The organism is Arthrobacter sp. SLBN-53 (genome assembly GCF_006715585.1).
GTDB classification, from domain to species: Bacteria; Actinomycetota; Actinomycetes; order Mycobacteriales; family Mycobacteriaceae; genus Mycobacterium; species Mycobacterium neoaurum_A.
This window is the reverse complement of sequence record NZ_VFNN01000001.1, coordinates 4,075,112-4,092,159: the sequence shown is the minus strand read 5'-3', so window position 1 is coordinate 4,092,159 and position 17,048 is coordinate 4,075,112. Positions and strand designations below refer to the sequence as shown.

At 67.7% G+C, this 17,048-nt stretch carries 17 protein-coding genes, 1 pseudogene and 1 riboswitch; of the genes and pseudogenes, 8 read left to right on the top strand and 10 right to left on the bottom strand.

The window, feature by feature from the left end; translation table 11 throughout:
* Positions 1–43: 43 nt before the first annotated feature.
* Positions 44–2,281, bottom strand: coding sequence for an NADP-dependent isocitrate dehydrogenase (locus FBY28_RS19645; protein ID WP_141869002.1), 2,238 nt, complete (start codon positions 2,279–2,281; stop codon positions 44–46).
* Between the two features lie 256 nt (positions 2,282–2,537).
* Positions 2,538–2,674, top strand: a riboswitch (SAM riboswitch).
* Between the two features lie 42 nt (positions 2,675–2,716).
* Here FBY28_RS19645 and FBY28_RS19640 point away from each other — a divergent pair.
* The 3 genes from FBY28_RS19640 to FBY28_RS19630 are packed head-to-tail and all read left to right on the top strand — an operon-like array spanning position 2,717 to position 5,904.
* On the top strand, positions 2,717–4,042 hold the full coding sequence (locus FBY28_RS19640; RefSeq protein ID WP_141869001.1) for a bifunctional o-acetylhomoserine/o-acetylserine sulfhydrylase: 1,326 nt from the start codon (positions 2,717–2,719) through the stop codon (positions 4,040–4,042).
* Between the two features lie 6 nt (positions 4,043–4,048).
* The gene (gene metX / locus FBY28_RS19635; protein ID WP_141869000.1) at positions 4,049–5,179 is read left to right on the top strand and encodes a homoserine O-acetyltransferase MetX; all 1,131 of its coding nucleotides are present in this window, start codon (positions 4,049–4,051) and stop codon (positions 5,177–5,179) included.
* Positions 5,176–5,904 carry a class I SAM-dependent methyltransferase gene (locus FBY28_RS19630; RefSeq protein WP_141868999.1) on the top strand — a complete coding sequence of 243 codons (729 nt, stop codon included), beginning with the start codon at positions 5,176–5,178 and terminating at the stop codon, positions 5,902–5,904. Before metX ends, FBY28_RS19630 begins: the two co-directional genes overlap by 4 nt.
* On the opposite strand, the gene FBY28_RS19625 is transcribed toward FBY28_RS19630, so the two are convergent.
* Together FBY28_RS19625 and FBY28_RS19620 are read right to left on the bottom strand one after the other, a co-directional pair.
* On the bottom strand, positions 5,901–6,194 hold the full coding sequence (locus FBY28_RS19625) for a DUF3017 domain-containing protein (RefSeq protein WP_023985408.1): 294 nt from the start codon (positions 6,192–6,194) through the stop codon (positions 5,901–5,903). The two genes, FBY28_RS19630 and FBY28_RS19625, sit on opposite strands and share 4 nt — an antisense overlap.
* A gap of 63 nt (positions 6,195–6,257) precedes the next feature.
* Complete coding sequence (locus FBY28_RS19620) at positions 6,258–7,100, bottom strand: bifunctional methylenetetrahydrofolate dehydrogenase/methenyltetrahydrofolate cyclohydrolase (protein WP_141868998.1); 843 nt, start codon at positions 7,098–7,100, stop codon at positions 6,258–6,260.
* 38 nt (positions 7,101–7,138) lie between these two features.
* Here FBY28_RS19620 and FBY28_RS19615 point away from each other — a divergent pair, with 38 nt between their 5' ends.
* The 3 genes and pseudogenes from FBY28_RS19615 to FBY28_RS19610 all read left to right on the top strand — a co-directional run bounded on the left by FBY28_RS19615 (position 7,139) and on the right by FBY28_RS19610 (position 11,118).
* Positions 7,139–8,353: an NADH:flavin oxidoreductase gene (locus FBY28_RS19615; RefSeq protein WP_141868997.1), complete on the top strand. Its 1,215-nt coding sequence runs from the start codon at positions 7,139–7,141 to the stop codon at positions 8,351–8,353.
* A gap of 129 nt (positions 8,354–8,482) precedes the next feature.
* Positions 8,483–8,692: pseudogene (locus tag FBY28_RS26445) on the top strand (FHA domain-containing protein); the annotation flags it as partial.
* A 413-nt stretch (positions 8,693–9,105) separates the two neighbouring features.
* On the top strand, positions 9,106–11,118 hold the full coding sequence (locus tag FBY28_RS19610; protein ID WP_286178276.1) for an ATP-binding cassette domain-containing protein: 2,013 nt from the start codon (positions 9,106–9,108) through the stop codon (positions 11,116–11,118).
* A 63-nt stretch (positions 11,119–11,181) separates the two neighbouring features.
* On the opposite strand, the gene FBY28_RS19605 is transcribed toward FBY28_RS19610, so the two are convergent.
* From FBY28_RS19605 to FBY28_RS19580, 6 genes are all read right to left on the bottom strand, one after another.
* The gene (locus FBY28_RS19605; protein WP_141868996.1) at positions 11,182–11,742 is read right to left on the bottom strand and encodes a pentapeptide repeat-containing protein; all 561 of its coding nucleotides are present in this window, start codon (positions 11,740–11,742) and stop codon (positions 11,182–11,184) included.
* On the bottom strand, positions 11,739–12,305 hold the full coding sequence (locus FBY28_RS19600) for a GTP-binding protein (RefSeq protein WP_141868995.1): 567 nt from the start codon (positions 12,303–12,305) through the stop codon (positions 11,739–11,741). Before FBY28_RS19600 ends, FBY28_RS19605 begins: the two co-directional genes overlap by 4 nt.
* The gene (locus FBY28_RS19595) at positions 12,286–12,639 is read right to left on the bottom strand and encodes a DUF742 domain-containing protein (protein WP_141868994.1); all 354 of its coding nucleotides are present in this window, start codon (positions 12,637–12,639) and stop codon (positions 12,286–12,288) included. The genes FBY28_RS19600 and FBY28_RS19595 overlap by 20 nt, the downstream gene beginning before the upstream one ends.
* Positions 12,636–13,034, bottom strand: a complete 399-nt coding sequence (locus FBY28_RS19590) for a roadblock/LC7 domain-containing protein (RefSeq protein WP_019510136.1) — start codon at positions 13,032–13,034, stop codon at positions 12,636–12,638. The genes FBY28_RS19595 and FBY28_RS19590 overlap by 4 nt, the downstream gene beginning before the upstream one ends.
* Positions 13,031–14,698, bottom strand: a complete 1,668-nt coding sequence (locus tag FBY28_RS19585) for a HAMP domain-containing sensor histidine kinase (RefSeq protein ID WP_216847831.1) — start codon at positions 14,696–14,698, stop codon at positions 13,031–13,033. The genes FBY28_RS19590 and FBY28_RS19585 overlap by 4 nt, the downstream gene beginning before the upstream one ends.
* Positions 14,699–14,869: 171 nt before the next feature.
* On the bottom strand, positions 14,870–15,475 hold the full coding sequence (locus FBY28_RS19580) for a class I SAM-dependent methyltransferase (protein WP_141868992.1): 606 nt from the start codon (positions 15,473–15,475) through the stop codon (positions 14,870–14,872).
* A gap of 31 nt (positions 15,476–15,506) precedes the next feature.
* Between FBY28_RS19580 and FBY28_RS19575 the strand changes: the two genes are divergently transcribed.
* Positions 15,507–15,971: a tRNA (cytidine(34)-2'-O)-methyltransferase gene (locus FBY28_RS19575; protein ID WP_141868991.1), complete on the top strand. Its 465-nt coding sequence runs from the start codon at positions 15,507–15,509 to the stop codon at positions 15,969–15,971.
* Here FBY28_RS19575 and FBY28_RS19570 read toward each other — a convergent pair whose 3' ends face one another.
* Entirely contained in the window at positions 15,972–16,613 is a 642-nt protein-coding gene (locus FBY28_RS19570) for a nitroreductase family protein (RefSeq protein WP_141868990.1), read from the bottom strand.
* Positions 16,614–16,636: 23 nt separating this feature from the next.
* On the opposite strand from FBY28_RS19570, the gene FBY28_RS19565 reads away from it, so the two are divergent.
* Positions 16,637–17,047, top strand: a complete 411-nt coding sequence (locus FBY28_RS19565) for a TIGR03667 family PPOX class F420-dependent oxidoreductase (protein WP_141868989.1) — start codon at positions 16,637–16,639, stop codon at positions 17,045–17,047.
* The last annotated feature ends 1 nt before the right edge of the window (position 17,048 follow it).

Here is a 17,048-nt window from a genome sequence, read left to right as displayed (position 1 = left end):
CGCGAGCAGTACTACCGGCAGTACCAATACTGGCGGCCCGATGTCAGCTGCGGGCCGACTCCAGCACCGAGTTGAAGGTCTTGGACGGACGCATCACCGCGGCGGTCTTCTCCGGATCCGGGTAGTAGTACCCGCCGATGTCGACGTGACCGCCCTGCACCTCGTTGAGCTCTTTGACGATGGCGCCCTCGTTCTCGGCGAGCGACTTGGCCAGCGGCGCGAAGTGCTCGGCAAGCTCCTTGTCCTCGGTCTGCTCGGCCAGTGCCTGCGCCCAGTACAGCGACAGATAGAACTGGCTGCCGCGGTTGTCCAGCTCGCCGGTCTTGCGTGAGGGAGACTTGTTCTCGTCCAACAGCTTTCCGACGGCGCTGTCCAGCGTGTCGGCCAGCACCTTGGCCTTGGCATTGTCGGTCTTGTTGCCCAGATCATCCAGGCTCGCGCCGATGGCCAGGAACTCGCCGAGCGAATCCCAGCGCAGGTGATTCTCTTCGATCAGTTGGCTGACATGCTTGGGCGCCGACCCACCGGCACCGGTCTCGTACAGCCCACCACCGGCCATCAGCGGTACCACCGAGAGCATCTTGGCGCTGGTGCCCAGCTCCAGGATCGGGAACAGGTCGGTGAGGTAGTCGCGCAGGATGTTGCCGGTGGCCGAGATGGTGTCCTGCCCACGGATCAGCCGCTCCAGCGTGTACCGCATGGCCCACACCTGCGGCAGGATGGTGATCTCCAGGCCCTCGGTGTCGTGCTCACCCAGGTAGGTCTTGACCTTCTTGCGCAGCTCGTTCTCGTGCGGGCGCTCGTCGTCGAGCCAGAACACCACCGGCATTCCGGACAGCCGGGCCCGGGTGACGGCCAGCTTGACCCAGTCCCGGATAGGGGCGTCCTTGACGATGGGCATCCGCCAGATGTCGCCCTCCTCGACCGCCTGGCTCAGCAGCACCTCGCCCGAGTCGTTGTCGACGATCCGCGCGTAGCCGGGTTCGGGGATTTCGAAGGTCTTGTCGTGGCTGCCGTACTCCTCGGCCTTCTGCGCCATCAGGCCGACGTTGGGGACGGTTCCCATCGTGGTCGGGTCGAACTGGCCGTGCGTCTTACAGAAGTTGATGACCTCTTGGTACATCCGAGAGAAGGTCGACTCCGGATTCACGGCCTTGGTGTCCTTGGTGCGCCCGTCGGCGCCGTACATCTTGCCGCCGAGCCTGATCATCGCCGGCATGGAGGCGTCGACGATGACGTCGGAGGGCGAGTGGAAGTTCGAGATGCCCTTGGCCGAGTCGACCATGGCCAGTTCCGGCCGGTGCTCATGGCACTTGTGCAGGTCTTCGATGATCTCTTCACGCTGGCTTGCCGGCAACGTTTCGATCTTGTCGTAGAGATCGGACAGGCCGTTGTTGACGTTGACGCCCAGCTCGTCGAAGAGCTTGCCGTGCTTGGCGAAGGCGTCCTTGTAGAACACCTTCACCGCATGGCCGAACACGATGGGGTGGCTGACCTTCATCATGGTGGCCTTGACGTGCAGCGAGAACATCACGCCGGTCTTGTAGGCGTCCTCGATCTGCTCCTCGTAGAACGCGATGAGGGCCTTCTTGGACATGTACATGCTGTCGATGACATCGCCCTCGTCGAGCTTGACCTCGGGCTTGAGCACGACGGTCGGGCCGGCGGCGGTGACCAACTCCATGCGTACGTTGCGTGCTTTGTCCAGCGTCATCGACTTCTCACCGTGGTAGAAGTCGCCGGTCTTCATGGTCGCGACGTGGGTGCGCGACGCCTGCGACCACTCACCCATGCTGTGCGGGTGCTTGCGGGCGTACTCCTTGACCGCATTGGGAGCGCGGCGATCCGAGTTGCCCTCGCGCAGCACCGGGTTCACCGCACTGCCCAGGATCTTGCCGTAGCGCTGGCGGATCTCTTTTTCCTCGTCGGTCTTCGGGTCACCCGGGAAGTCCGGCAGGTCGTAGCCCTTGCTCTTGAGTTCCTTGATGGCGGCCAACAGCTGAGGCACCGAGGCGCTGATATTGGGCAGCTTGATGATGTTGGCGCTCGGGTCCTGGGTCAGCTCGCCGAGGGCGGCCAGGTTGTCGGGCACCTTCTGCTCATCGCTGAGGTGGTCGCTGAACTCGGCGAGGATGCGCGCGGCCACGGAGATATCGCTGGTCGTCACGTCGATGCCGGCCGCGCCCGCGAAGGTCTGGATGACCGGAAGGAAGGCGTAGGTCGCCAGCAACGGCGCCTCGTCGGTCAACGTGTAGATGATGGTCGGCTGCTCGGCGCTCATGTGTACTCCCGGCGTCACTGTCGGACAGGTGTAGCGAAAGTCGGCGCTGCCGTATGTGATTCAGCAGCGTCGCAGTCGCACGGCGGACCGCCCGCGGCCGCATGTTCGACGGTCGGGAACTGTCCTCACCGGCAACACTACAAGGGCCGATGAATCCACGATGGGTCAGCTTTCACTACTGGTCAGTAGGTTTGTCCTGACAGCGACGGCAGAACCAGGTGGCACGGCATCGAGGCGGTGAGCTAGTCTTTGTTTCGGTCATGAGTGCCAGCATTGAGCCCCGGCTTGCTGGCCGGCAACCCTCCAACCGCGGTGGGGTGCTCCGGGTGAAGACCAGGTTGAGTAGTCGCACGTCTTTTTCGAAGACACGCGACCACACGGCAAGCGCGGGTCCGTATCGACGGACCCCCAGACACAGATGGAGGTTCGTTCTTCATGAGCACGCCAGAACAAGACTGGTCCTTCGAGACCAAGCAGATCCACGCCGGTCAGACGCCCGACACGGCGACCAACGCCCGGGCCCTGCCGATCTACCAGACCACCTCGTACACGTTCCGTGACACCGCGCACGCCGCGGCGCTGTTCGGTCTGGCCGAACCCGGCAACATCTACACCCGCATCATGAATCCGACGACCGATGTCGTCGAGCAGCGCCTGGCCGCCCTCGAAGGTGGTGTCGCGGCGCTGTTCCTGTCCTCCGGTCAGGCCGCCGAGACGTTCGCGATCCTCAACCTGGCCCAGGCCGGCGATCACATCGTGTCCAGCCCGCGGCTCTACGGCGGCACCTACAACCTGCTGCATTACACGCTGCCCAAGCTGGGTATCGAGACGACCTTCGTGGACAACCCCGACGACCCGGAGTCCTGGCGCGCGGCCATCCGGCCCAACACCAAGGCGTTCTTCGCCGAGACGATCTCCAACCCGCAGATCGACGTGCTCGACATCCCGTCCGTCGCCGAGGTCGCCCACGCCGACGGCATCCCGCTGATCGTCGACAACACCATCGCCACGCCGTATCTGATCCAGCCGATCGCGCACGGCGCCGACATCGTCGTGCACTCGGCGACCAAGTACCTCGGCGGTCACGGCTCGGCCATCGCCGGTGTGATCGTCGACAGCGGGAAGTTCGACTGGACCCAGGGCCGCCATCCCGGATTCACCACCCCGGACCCGAGCTATCACGGCGTGGTGTTCGCCGAACTCGGCCCGCCCGCCTACGCGCTCAAGGCACGCGTCCAACTGCTGCGTGACCTCGGGTCTGCGGTCGCCCCGTTCAACGCGTTCCTCATCGCCCAGGGTCTGGAGACGCTGAGCCTGCGCATCGAGCGGCACGTGGCCAATGCGCAGCGCGTCGCCGAATACCTGGAGGGCCGCGACGAGGTCATCTCGGTGAACTACGCCGGACTGAAGAGCTCACCCTGGTACGAGGTGGGGCGCAAGCTCGCGCCCAAGGGAACCGGCGCGGTGTTGGCATTCGAACTGGCCGGCGGCATCGCGGCCGGTGAGGCGTTCGTCAACGCATTGACGTTGCACAGCCACGTCGCGAACATCGGTGACGTGCGGTCGCTGGTGATCCATCCCGCTTCCACCACCCACCAGCAGCTCAGCCCCGAGGAGCAGCTCAGCACCGGCGTGACGCCCGGTCTGGTGCGGCTGGCCGTCGGCATCGAGGGAATCGACGACATCCTGGCCGATCTCGACCGCGGATTCGCGGCCGCCCGCGCCTTCGCGGGGTCCGGGCAGAGCGTCGCATCGGTGTGAGGCGATATGACCATCTTCGACCTACAGAGCGACGCGGTGTCGACGCTGCCCGCTGAGGGTGAGATCGGCGTCGTCGAGATCGGCGACCTGACCCTGGAGAGCGGCGTCGTCCTGCCCGCCGTCTCGATCGCGGTGCAGCGCTGGGGCGAGCTGTCGGCGGCCGGCGACAACGTGGTCGTGGTGTTGCACGCGCTGACCGGCGACTCGCACATCACCGGCCCGGCGGGTCCCGACCATCCGACACCGGGATGGTGGGACGGAGTTGCCGGTCCCGGCGCCGCCATCGACACCACCCGTTGGTGCGCCATCGCCACCAATGCACTGGGCGGCTGCCGCGGCTCGACCGGCCCCAGCTCGCTTGCGCCTGACGGAAAGCCCTGGGGCTCTAGGTTTCCGGCGATCACCATCCGCGATCAGGTCAATGCCGACCTGGCCGCGCTTGCCGCGCTGGGCATCACCAGGGTCGCCGCGGTGATCGGTGGCTCGATGGGTGGGGCGCGCGCGCTGGAGTGGATCGTCGGCCATCCCGACACCGTGCGTGCCGGACTGGTCCTCGCAGTCGGGGCCCGGGCCACGGCCGACCAGATCGGCACCCAGAGCACCCAGGTCGCTGCCATCAAGGCCGACCCGGACTGGCTCGGCGGCGATTATCACGGCACCGGTCGCGGCCCGTCCGCCGGCCTGGAGATCGCGCGCCGTGTCGCACACCTGACCTATCGCGGTGAAGCCGAACTGGATTCGCGTTTCGCCAACGACGCCCAGGGTGACGAGGACCCGACCGCCGGCGGCCGCTACGCGGTGCAGAGCTATCTGGAACACCAGGGCGGCAAGCTGGTGTCCCGGTTCGACGCAGGCACCTATGTGGCCCTCACCGATGCGTTGAGCAGTCATGACGTCGGGCGTGGGCGCGGCGGGGTGGCGGCCGCGCTGGCCGGCTGCCCGGTTCCGGTGCTGGTCGCCGGAATCACTTCCGACCGGCTCTATCCGTTGCGCCAGCAGCAGGAGCTGGCCGAGCTGCTGCCCGGCTGCCCCGGCCTCTCGGTGGTCGACTCCATCTACGGCCACGACGGCTTCCTGGTCGAGACCGACGCGGTCGCAACGCTGATCCGACAGACGCTGGAGATGGCACAGCGGTGAGCAGGCAGGACCCGCGCTCACTGTCATTCGGCGAGGAGGCCGCGGCCTACGAGCGCGGCCGCCCGTCCTATCCCCCGGACGCCATCGACTGGCTGTTGCCCCGCGGCGCGCGCACCGTCCTCGACCTCGGCGCCGGAACGGGCAAACTGACCGTTCGGCTGGTCGAGCGCGGCCTGGATGTCGTTGCGGTGGACCCGATCCCGGAGATGCTGGACGTACTGTCGTCGTCGCTGCCCGGCACGCCGGCCCTGCTGGGGACCGCCGAGGACATCCCGCTTCCCGATGACAGCGTGGACTGTGTGCTGGTCGCACAGGCCTGGCACTGGTTCGACCCGCAGCGCGCCGCCGACGAGATCGCCAGGGTGTTGCGCCCGGGCGGCCGGCTGGGATTGGTCTGGAACACCCGCGACGAGAGGATGGGCTGGGTCAAGGATCTGGGCGCGATCATCGGCCACGAACACGACCCGCTCAACGACCGGGTGACGCTCACCGAGCCGTTCGGGCCGATCGAGCGCACGCAGGTCGAATGGACCAGTTACCTGACCCCACAGGCGCTCATCGACCTGGTTGCCTCGCGCAGCTACTGCATCACCTCCCCCGCCGAGGTGCGTACCCGCACCCTGGACCGGGTGCGCGAACTGTTGGCCACCCATCCGGCGCTGGCCAACAGCAGCGGGTTGGCGCTGCCCTATGTCACCGTGGGTATCCGGGCCGATCTGACCTAGCTGGTGCCCAACGGGTCGATGGTCCAGGCGATGTAGAGCATCACCGCGCTGACCGAGGCGGTCGTCGCGAAATCGATTGCGCGCGTTCGTACCACGAGCAGTCCGGCGCGGTCATCGGAGAGCGCCAGCCGCAGCGCGGCGGCCACCCCGACCGCGATGCCCATCACCAGGGCACCGCGGCGCCAGTACCCGGCGATCACCAGCACGAACGAGGCCGCGAAGATCAGCGCGACCAGCAGGATCGGCCACTGACCGGCCAACACCTTGCGGGCGAATTCCTGGGCGGTCAACGGATCTGGCTGTTCTTCGCGCAGGCGCTCATCGGATCTGGCTGTTCTTCGCGCAGGCGCTCATCACCGCTCCGCGCGCTCCACGACATTGGTCAGCAGGAAGGCCCTGGTCAGTGGACCCACCCCACCGGGGTTCGGCGATACGTATCCGGCGACGTCCCAGACATCGGGGGCCACATCGCCGGTCAGCTTGCCCTCGACCCGGCTCACGCCGACATCGACGACGGCCGCACCGGGTTTCACCATGTCGGCGGTCACCATGTACGGCACGCCGACCGCGGCGACGATGATGTCGGCCTGCCGGGTCAGCTCGGCGAGGTCACGAGTTCCGGTGTGGCACAGGGTGACCGTCGCGTTCTCCGAGCGGCGGGTGAGCAGCAGGCCCAGGGGCCTTCCGACCGTGACACCGCGACCGATCACCACGACGTGCGCGCCGGCGATGGGCACGTCGAAGCGCCGCAGCAGGTGCACGATGCCACGCGGGGTGCACGGCAGCGGAGCCTGTTTCCCGAGCACCAGCCGACCCAGGTTGGTCGGGTGCAGCCCGTCGGCATCTTTGTCCGGGTCGATGCGCTCCAGGGCGGCGTTCTCGTCCAGGTGCTTGGGCAGCGGGAGCTGGACGATGTATCCGGTGCACTCGGGGTTGGCGTTGAGCTCGTCGATGACGGCGTCCAACTCGGCCTGGCTGATATCGGCGGGCAGATCGCGACGGATGGAGTTGATCCCGACCTTGGCGCAGTCGGCGTGCTTGCCCCGCACATAGGCCTGCGATCCCGGGTCGTCACCGACCAGAATGGTGCCCAGACCGGGGGTCCGGCCCGCGGCCGTCAGCTTCGCGACCCGCTCCTTGAGATCCTCGAGGATCTCGTCGCGGGTCGCCTTACCGTCCAATGTCGTGGCTGCCACGCCTGTCATTGTGTCAGCCGGCGTGGCAGGCTACGACGATGAACACCCAGCCGAAAGTGTTCACCGACGTATTCGGTGCGGCCAAGCTCGGGCCGGTGACGCTGCGCAACCGCATCATCAAGGCCGCCACTTTCGAGGCGGCGAGCCCGAATGCGCTGGTCACCGATGATCTGATCAGGTATCACCAGTTGCCTGCCGCCGGCGGCGTGGGTATGACGACGGTCGCCTATTGCGCGGTGGCTCCGGGCGGGCGCACCGACGGCTGGCAGATCTGGATGCGGCCCGAGGCCGTCCCCGGCCTGCGCAGGCTCACCGACGCGGTACATGCCGAGGGTGCGGCGATCAGCGCACAGATCGGCCACGCAGGCCCGGTGGCCAACGCGCGGACCAACAAGGTGCCCGCGCTGGCACCCATCCGGTTCTTCAACCCGTTGTCGATGCGGTTCGCCCGCAAGGCCACCAAGGACGACATCCGCGATGTCATCGCGGCGCACGCCGACGCCGCCCGGCTGGCCATCGACGCCGGCTTCGACGCCGTCGAGGTACATCTCGGGCACAACTACCTGGCCAGCTCGTTTCTGTCGCCGCTGCTCAACCGGCGCACCGATGAATTCGGGGGCTCGCTGGCCAACCGCGCGAAGGTGGCCAGGGGTGTGGTGCGGGCTGTGCGCGACGCCGTCGACAATCATGGCGGCGCCAAGATCGCCGTCACCGCCAAGCTGACCATGACCGACGGGGTACGCGGCGGTATCCCTCTCGACGAGGCGTTGCAGACCGCGAAGTGGCTGGAAGAAGACGGCGGACTGGACGCCATCGAGCTGACCGCGGGCAGCTCCCTGGTCAACCCCATGTACCTGTTCCACGGTGACGCCCCGCTCAAGGAGTTCGCGGGCGCCTTCAAACCGCCGATCAGCTGGGGCATGCGGATGACCGGCAAGAAGTTCCTGCGCGAGTACCCCTACCGCGAGGCCTACCTGTTGCGGCATGCCCGGGCCTTCCGCGCCGAGCTGAGCATGCCGCTGATCCTGCTCGGCGGTATCACCAACCGCGACACGATGGACAAGGCGATGGCCGAGGGTTTCGACTTCGTCGCGATGGGTCGGGCGCTGCTCGCCGAGCCGGATCTGGTCAACCGCATCAAGGCCGATTCCTCGGTCCGCTCGGCGTGCACGCACTGCAATCGCTGCATGCCCACGATCTACAGCCACACCCACTGCGTGGTCACCGGGGCGCCGGACACCCTCACGGTCTAGGCCGTTGGCCCAGAGCGACGATTTGGTCGTGCCCGAACCCGCGGTAGCGACCATATCGTTGCTCTCGGCGAGCCGAACGGTGACCTCGGAGCAGGAATTGCGTTGGCGTACCGGATACAGTTGGTCCCGATGAGCCGCCCCGGAACGCCCGCGCTGACCGTTCGATACGAAGGATCGACTCGGACCTTCTCAGCAGGCAATGACGTCGTCGTCGGTCGCGACCTGCGCGCCGATGTACGTATCGCCCACCCGCTGATCTCGCGCGCGCACCTGGTGTTGCGCTTCGATCAGGGCCGCTGGGTCGCCATCGACAACGGCAGCCTCAACGGCATGTACGTCAACGGTCAGCGGGTCCCCACGCTGGACATCACCGACGGCCAGCAGCTCAACATCGGCAATCCCGACGGCCCGCAACTGGCCTTCGAGGTCGGCCGCCACCAGGGCGCGGTGGGCAGCCCGCCCCCGACGCAGGCCGTCCCGACACCGACCGGTCCGCGTCCCAGCGCGTCCTGGCCGACGCAGGCACCGATGCAGCCGCCCCCGCCGCCGCAGGCACCGCCGGCCTGGCCGACCGGGGCCACCCCGTCCCAGCAGCAGCCGCGTTATCCCTCCGCTCCGCAGCACTATCAGCCGACCGGCCAGCAGCCCTATCAGGGCGTGCCGCCGCAGCAGAGCTATCCGCCGCCACCGCAGCCGACCGTGTCGCGCTCGCAGCCGACCTACATCCCCCCGCCGATCCGTCGCAGACGGCGATGGGACCGACCGCGGTGCCGCGCCCGTCGGAGAACAACCTCGCGACGAGCATGCTCAAGATCCTGCGCCCCGGAAAGGCACCGGAGGTGCCACCGGGCGGGATCAAGATCGGTCGCGCCACCGACAACGACATCGTCATCCCCGACGTCCTGGCCTCCCGCCACCACGCCACCCTCGTCTCGGGCCCCGGCGGCACCGAGATCCTCGACAACCGCAGCATCAACGGCACCTTCGTCAACGGTCAACGCGTCGACGACGCGCTGCTGCGCGAGGGCGACGTGGTCACCATCGGCAACGTCGACCTGGTGTTCACCGGCGGCACGCTGGTCCGCGGCTCGGAAACCCAGGCGGCCACCCGCACCGGCGGTCTGGAGGTCCGCGGGCTGACGTGGACCATCGAGGGCAACAAGACGCTGCTCAACAACATCTCGATCGACGCCAGGCCGGGCACGCTCACGGCGGTGATCGGGCCGTCGGGTGCCGGCAAGTCGACCTTCGCCAAACAGGTGGCCGGCCTGACCCATCCGACGTCGGGCACGGTGTCCTTCGAGGGCCACGACATCCACGCCGAGTACGCCTCGCTGCGCTCCCGGATCGGCATGGTCCCCCAGGACGATGTGGTGCACGGCCAGCTGACCGTCAAGCAGGCGCTGATGTACGCCGCCGAGCTGCGCCTGCCACCGGATACCACCAAGGAGGACCGCGAACGCGTGGTCCTGCAGGTCCTCGAGGAACTCGAGATGACCAAGCACCTGGAAACCCGGGTGGACAAGCTCTCCGGTGGTCAACGCAAGCGCGCCTCGGTGGCCCTCGAGCTGCTGACCGGGCCCTCGTTGCTGATCCTCGACGAGCCCACCTCGGGTCTGGATCCGGCGCTGGATCGCCAGGTGATGACGATGCTGCGCCAGCTCGCCGACGCGGGCCGCGTGGTGCTGGTGGTGACGCACTCGCTGACCTATCTCGACGTCTGCGATCAGGTGTTGCTGCTGGCGCCGGGCGGCAAGACCGCGTTCTATGGTCCCCCCAGCCAGATCGGTCCCGAGCTGGGCACCACCAACTGGGCCGATATCTTCTCCGCGGTCGCCGGTGACCCGGACACCTCGCACCAGAACTACCTGGCCCGCAGCGGCCCGCTGCCGCACGCCGAGGCCTCCAAACAGCCCGCCGACCTGGGCAAGCCGGCGAAAACTAGTGTGCGCAGGCAGTTCTCGACCATTGCCCGGCGCCAGATGCGGCTCATCATCTCCGACCGCGGCTATTTCGCGTTCCTGGCGGTGCTGCCGTTCATCATGGGTGTGCTGTCGCTGTCGGTGCCCGGCACCGTCGGCTTCGGGGTGCCCAACCCGATGGGCGACGCCCCCAACGAGCCCGGCCAGATCCTGGTGCTGCTCAACGTCGGCGCCATCTTCATGGGTACCGCGTTGACCGTGCGTGATCTGATCGGTGAGCGCCCCATCTTCCGCCGCGAGCAGGCGGTCGGGTTGTCGACGACGGCGTATCTGATGGCCAAGGTCTGCATCTACGCGGTGTTCGCCATCATCCAGTCCTCGATCGTCACGGCGATCGCGGTGCTGGGCAAGGGTGGTCCGACGCAGGGCTCGTTGTCGTTCCTGCCCCCGACGGCCGAGCTGTTCCTGGTGATGGCGGCGACGACCGTGACCGCGGCCATGGTCGGTCTGGCGCTCTCGGCGCTGGCCAAGTCCAACGAGCAGATCATGCCGCTGCTGGTGGTCGCCGTGATGAGCCAGCTGGTGTTCTCCGGCGGCATGATCCCGGTCACCGACCGTCTGGTGCTCGACCAGCTGTCCTGGTTCACCCCGGCGCGCTGGGGCTTCGCCGCGTCGGCGTCCACGGTGGACCTGATCCATCTGGTGCCAGGCCCGCTGACGCCCAAGGATGCCCATTGGGAGCACACCTCGTCGGCCTGGTGGTTCGACATGGGCATGCTGGCGGCCCTCAGCGTGGCCTACCTGACCTTCGTGCGTTTCAAGATCCGACTCAAGGCGGGCTAGCTCCCTGCGATTTGTGGAGTTTCAGCCGCGATCGTGGCGGCTGAAACTCCACAAATCGGAAGTTCACTCGCCGTGCACGTCCAATCCGTGCGCGGCGGCGTAGGCCAGCCCCTGCTCGATGTCCACCCGCGCCCCGCGCAGCTTGGCCGTCGTCCAGAACGTCGGATCGACACGCGCTCCACGCAGGTCGGCCTCGTCGAACCTGGCGTCCTGCACCCGCGCGCCGCTGAGGTCGGCACGCTGCAATACGGCCTTTCGCAGGTCCGTACCCACCAGGTTGGCCTCGCGCAGCCGGCAGTCCGACAGGTCCACCGTCCGTAGGTCACAGCCGCCGAGCACGCTCAACGACAGGTCGACCTCGACGAACTGCACCGGCCGCAGCCGGGTTTCGGTGAACACCGACCCGAGCAGGCTGCACTGCCGGAACGTGCTGTGCGACAGCGCGGCCCGCCGGAAGGTGCAGTTACGGAATGCCGAACCCAGATGCTCGGACTCGGTCAGGTCGACACCGCTGAAATCGCACTCGTCGAACACCACCCGCTCGGTGCGCAGCCGGGACAGGTCCTCGTCACGGAAGTCGTGTTTGGTGAACTCGCGGTCCACCCACACCTGGTCATCGGTCATGTCGGGACCGCCGCGAGCGCGTACTCGGCCACCGTGATCAGGGCGGCCCGCACCGAGTTCCGGTCCCTGGCGTCGACGGTGACGATCGGGATGTCGGCGCGCAGCGCCAGCGCCTGCCGCAGCGCTGCCTTCGGGTGCCGGGGTGCGCCGTCGAACTCGTTGACCGCGATGATGAACGGCAGCCCGCGCGCCTCGAAGAAGTCGACGGCGGCGAAGCTGTCCTGCAGCCGCCGCACGTCGACGAGGATCACCGCGCCGATGGCGCCACGGATCAGGTCGTCCCACATGAACCAGAAGCGGCGCTGGCCGGGGGTACCGAACAGGTAGAGCACCAGATCCTCGGCGAGGGTGATGCGGCCGAAGTCCATCGCGACCGTGGTGGTGGTCTTACCGGGGGTGGCCTCGAGCTCGTCGAAACCCACCGACGCGGTGGTGACCAGAGCCTCGGTGCGCAGCGGCATGATCTCCGACACCGCGCCCACGAAGGTGGTCTTGCCCGAGCCGAAACCCCCCGAGATGACGATCTTGGTCGAGGTCGGTCGTTCAGAGCGCGCGTAGCCCACGCAGCGTCCTTCCGATCAGGTCACGACGCTCGTCGGCAGAGGATGTCTCCCCCAGCGTCGCGCGCACCCGAACATACCCCTCCACGGCCAGGTCGCCGATGAGCACACGCGCCACACCCAACGGCAACTCCAACCGCGCCGCGATCTCGGCGACCGACGGTCCCGCCCGCCCCTCGGTCAGTATCCGAGAACGCACGTCGGCCGCGGGCCAGTGCGACGCGGGACCCGGATCCACGGTCTGGATCGGCGCTTCCAAGGGGAGGTCCAGCCGCGCGGTGGTGCGCCCGCCGGTCAGTGTGTACGGCCGCACCAGGGCGGTGACATCGTCGCTCACGGCGTGCGGCGCTGACGGCGCGCCGCCTGCACCACGTTGCCGACGCGCTCGACGAGCATCGCCATCTCGTATCCGACCTGGCCGATATCGCAAGATCGCGTGGCCAGCGCCGCGATGTTCGATCCGTCGCCGGCGCGCATCACGAGCAGATAGCCATGCTCCATCTCGACGATCGACTGCATGACGTGCCCGCCCTGGAAGAGCTGCGCGGCGCCGCCGGCGAGGCTGGCCAGCCCGGAGGTGACCGCGGCCAGTTGGTCCGCGCGTTCGGTGGGCATGTGCTCGCTGGCGGCCATCAGCAGACCGTCGGCGGAGACCAGCACCGTGTGCGAAACCCCGTCGACCTCGCGGGCGAACTTGGCCACCAGCCAGTCGAGGGACTCCCGGGTGGTCACCGATCTCCCCCGGTGTCCTGGGGGCGCGACCGGGCGGCGTGCACGCCCGCGAAGTGGCTGTTGAGGCTGGCCCGGATGACGGACGGATCCGGCAGCGGAGCGGTCACCGGGTCGGTGGGCTCGGTTGTCGCCGGTTCGGCCTCGCCCGCACCGGGCACCAGCCGCGCACCGGGTCGGCGGACCGGAAGGCCCTCGGCGGTGTGCTCGGTGGCCGGCGTGGTCTCAGCCGCTTGGGCCGCCGACCAACCGTTGTCCCACACCGATTTCCAGTCCAGGTTGGTGTCGACGCCGAGGTCGGTGGGGTCGACCAGCCACTCCGAGAGCATCTTCTGATAGATCGCATCGTCGGAGCCTGCGTTCGGGGTCGCAGCCGCGAACGACGGGTCTCGCCGAGGCAACACGGGCTCGACCGACTCGACAACCGCCGCTGCTGCCACCGGCACTTCGGCAGGCACCCGCTCGACATCGGCTGTCCGGGGCAGGCCTGGTTCACCGACGACCAGTTCGGCGGGCAGGTAGATGCCCGCCGTGGTGCCCGAGTTCGGGTCCCCGCCGACCGTGGCCCGCAGCCGCACCACCAGTCCGTGCCGGGCTGCCAGCCGGGCGACGACGAACAGCCCCATGTGCCGCGTGGTGTACGCGGTGACCTCGCCGTCGGACTGCAACCGGGTGTTGGTGACCCGCAGGTCTGGTTCTGCCATCCCGAGGCCGTCGTCGCCGATCTCGAGCACAAGCGCGCCATCGTCGGTGCGCAATCCCGAGATGCGCACCGTCGTGGCGGGCGGTGAATACCGCAACCCGTTGTCCATCAACTCGGCGAGCACGTGCACCAGGTCGGTGGCCACCGAGCCGACGACGGCACAATCGGGAAGCGCGGCCGCCTGCAGGCGGGGGTAGTCCTCGACCTCGGAGGACGCGGCGTTGACCACGGCCGACAGCGGTACCGGGTCACTGTGGCCACGAGCGGTGTCGGTGCCGGCCAGCACCAGGAGATTGGCGCCGTTGCGGCGCATCCGGGCAGCCAGGTGGTCGAGCCGGAACAGGCCCTCCAGACGGCCGGGATCCTGTTCGTCGCGCTCCAGCTGGTCGATCAGCGTCAGCTGCTGGTCCACCAGCGATCGGCTGCGCCGGGACACCGTCTCGAACATATCGCTGACCTGCACCTGCAGCCGGGCCTGCTCGCCGGCGAGCTGCAGGGCCTGTTCGTGGAGTTCGTCGACCGCGTGGGCAAGCTGTCCGAGCTCCTCGGTGGTGTGCACCGGGATCGGGACCAGCGGGCCCGGGTCACCGCCGGCGCGCACCTGTTCGAGTTCGCGAGCCAGATCCGTGTGGGCCACCTGCAACGCACTGTCCCGCAGCCTGCGCAGCGGCCCGACCAGGGAGCGCGCGACCAGCGCGACGATCAGCAGTGCCACCAGCAGCAGGACCGCCACGATGACGGCGTCGCGGGTGGCCGCGGCGTCGGATATCCCGTCCTCGGTGAAGCTCTTGTAGACGTGCACCCCGCCCAACGCCGCGGCCAGCAGCATCGGAACCGCGATGATGGCAACGATTTTCCCCGTGGCGGGCCAGTTGCTCAGCGACCAGCGCGCCGGACGCTTCGCATGTGTCGTTGCGGCGCCGGCTATCTCACCATCCGCGCTGGACGCGGGAGAGACGGTCATGTCGGTTGTGGCGCGTTCATGTGCTTCCTGCTGCTTATGCCCACGTCGGGGCCGGCGTCGTGTCACCCGGCAATTGATCGAGTATGGCATTCGGGCACAGCCGATTCCAGGCTCTCAGACGCCGTGAGGACAGTTCGTGACCGTTACGATGCGCAACCTTTCCCTCCCGGCTCAGCCGCGGCGCAGGATCGCGACCAAGAACTCGGCGTTGTCGTCGAATGGGCGTACATCCCAGGTGGACAGCAACAGGTCCTGGGTCAGGCCGGCCGCGCGCGCGTCGTCGAGGAACCGGTCGAAGGGATAGTCGCGGCCCGCACCGAATCCGATGACCAGACGGCCGTCGGTGCGCAGGTGGGCACGCAATCGCGCCAAGACCTGACCCCGGGTGCTCGGCGCCAGGAAGGTCATCACATTGCCCGCCGAGACGATGACGTCGAACGGCTCGGCGACGCCGCGGGCGGGCAGATCGAGCTCGGCGAGGTCGCCGACGAGCCAGCGCGCACCGGGATGATCGGCTTCGGCGGCGGCGATCAGTGCGGGGTCGACATCGACGCCGAGGACATCGTGACCGGCTGCGGCCAGGTAGCCGCCGACCCGGCCCGGGCCGCAGCCGGCATCGAGGATGCGGGCACCGCGCGCTGCCATGGCGTCGATGAAACGGGCCTCGCCGTCGAGGTCGTTCCCGGCCTGCGCCAGTGCGCGGAAGCGGTCGATGTACCACTGCGAGTGGCCGGGGTTCGCGGCGACCTTTTGCATCCAGAGGCTCTGCTCGACCATGCCGCCATTATGCGCAGTGGACAATGGCCCGATGTTTCACGTCCTGTTCTACTCACCGCGTATCGCGCCCAACACCGGTAACGCGATCCGGATGGTGGCGGCGACCGGCTGCGAGCTACACCTGGTCGAACCGCTTGGTTTCGACCTGTCCGAACCGAAGCTGCGCCGGGCGGGATTGGACTACCACGATCTGGCCTCGGTGACGGTGCACCCGGATCTGGATGCGGCATGGGCCGCCATCGGCCCGTCCCGGGTGTTCGCCTTCACCGCGCACGCCGAGATGTCCTTCGCGCAGGTGTCCTATGAGCCAGGGGACGTGCTGATGTTCGGACCGGAGCCGACCGGTTTGGACGAGCAGACGCTGACCGACCCGCACATCACCGCGCGGGTCCGCATCCCGATGCTGTCGGGCCGGCGATCACTGAACCTGTCGAACGCCGCCGCGGTGGCCGCCTACGAGGCGTGGCGCCAGCAGGGGTTCACCGGCGCGGTGTGATCACCAGGAGTTCCAGTGCGTGAGTTCCTCGGCGGGCAGCCGCTTGGCCTTCTTGAAGTCGGTGCCCTTGGTGTAGGCGATCGGGAACAGACCGCCTTGTGCGTATTTGTCGAACGGGATGCCGAGCAGTTCGGCGGTCTGCTTCTCACCGTCGCCACTCAGGTGCAGCGTGGTCCATGCCGAACCAATGCCGCGGTTGCGCAGCGCCAACATGAAGCTCCAGACCGCCGGCAACAGCGATCCCCAGAATCCCGCGCTCATCCCGGCGGTCACCCCGTCCGGTCGGCCCTCCAGACACGGGATCAGCATGACCGGAACCTCGTGCAGGTGGTCGTTGAGGTACTTGGCGGAGTCGATGACCTTGGGGGTGCGCTCGTCGCGGCTGTCACCGAACTCCGGCTTGGGGGCATCCAGATACGGCGTGGCGCCCACCCGGTAGATATCGGCGATCGCCTTCTTCTTCTCTTCGTCCTCGACGAAAACCCATTGCCAGCCTTGCAAATTGGATCCAGTCGGGGCCTGCAGGGCGATATCGAGACACTCCATGAGAACCTCGCGCGGCACCGGCTTCTCGAAATCGAGCCGTTTGCGCACCGAACGCGTCGTGGTCAGAACTTCATCCGCGGTCAGGTTGAGTGTCATACCGCGAGACTACATTCGCTCGCATGACTGCAGATCTGACATCGGAAATCCTCGACCGCCTGAAATCCGACGATTTCGCGTGGTTGACCACCGTCGCCAAGTCCGGCCAACCGGTGCCCAAACTGGTGTGGTTCTTCTTCGACGGGACCGACATCGTGGTGTACACCGAGCCCGGTGCGGCCAAGGTGCGACATATCGGAAACCACCCCCGGGTGAGCCTGAATCTGGACTCCGACGGCAACGGTGGCGGGATCATCGTGATCGGGGGGCCGGCGCGGATCGATGCCGAGGGCACCGATCCCCGCGAGGATGCACCGTACTGGGCGAAGTACCAGGCGATGTCCGATCAGATCGGGTTGACTCCCTCGATGGGCAACTACGGCACCCGGCTGAAGATCGGCATCGAGAAGGTGTGGACGACGCCGACGGAGTGAC

Bases quoted from the DNA above. Each gene is read 5' to 3' on its own strand.
- FBY28_RS19645 (WP_141869002.1), bottom strand. From the start codon at position 2,281: ATGAGCGCCGAGCAGCCGACCATCATCTACACGTTGACCGACGAGGCG.
- FBY28_RS19640 (WP_141869001.1), top strand. From the start codon at position 2,717: ATGAGCACGCCAGAACAAGACTGGTCCTTCGAGACCAAGCAGATCCAC.
- metX (WP_141869000.1), top strand. From the start codon at position 4,049: ATGACCATCTTCGACCTACAGAGCGACGCGGTGTCGACGCTGCCCGCT.
- FBY28_RS19615 (WP_141868997.1), top strand. From the start codon at position 7,139: ATGAACACCCAGCCGAAAGTGTTCACCGACGTATTCGGTGCGGCCAAG.
- FBY28_RS19610 (WP_286178276.1), top strand. From the start codon at position 9,106: ATGGGACCGACCGCGGTGCCGCGCCCGTCGGAGAACAACCTCGCGACG.
- FBY28_RS19605 (WP_141868996.1), bottom strand. From the start codon at position 11,742: ATGACCGATGACCAGGTGTGGGTGGACCGCGAGTTCACCAAACACGAC.
- FBY28_RS19585 (WP_216847831.1), bottom strand. From the start codon at position 14,698: ATGACCGTCTCTCCCGCGTCCAGCGCGGATGGTGAGATAGCCGGCGCC.
- FBY28_RS19580 (WP_141868992.1), bottom strand. From the start codon at position 15,475: ATGGTCGAGCAGAGCCTCTGGATGCAAAAGGTCGCCGCGAACCCCGGC.
- FBY28_RS19575 (WP_141868991.1), top strand. From the start codon at position 15,507: ATGTTTCACGTCCTGTTCTACTCACCGCGTATCGCGCCCAACACCGGT.
- FBY28_RS19570 (WP_141868990.1), bottom strand. From the start codon at position 16,613: ATGACACTCAACCTGACCGCGGATGAAGTTCTGACCACGACGCGTTCG.
- FBY28_RS19565 (WP_141868989.1), top strand. From the start codon at position 16,637: ATGACTGCAGATCTGACATCGGAAATCCTCGACCGCCTGAAATCCGAC.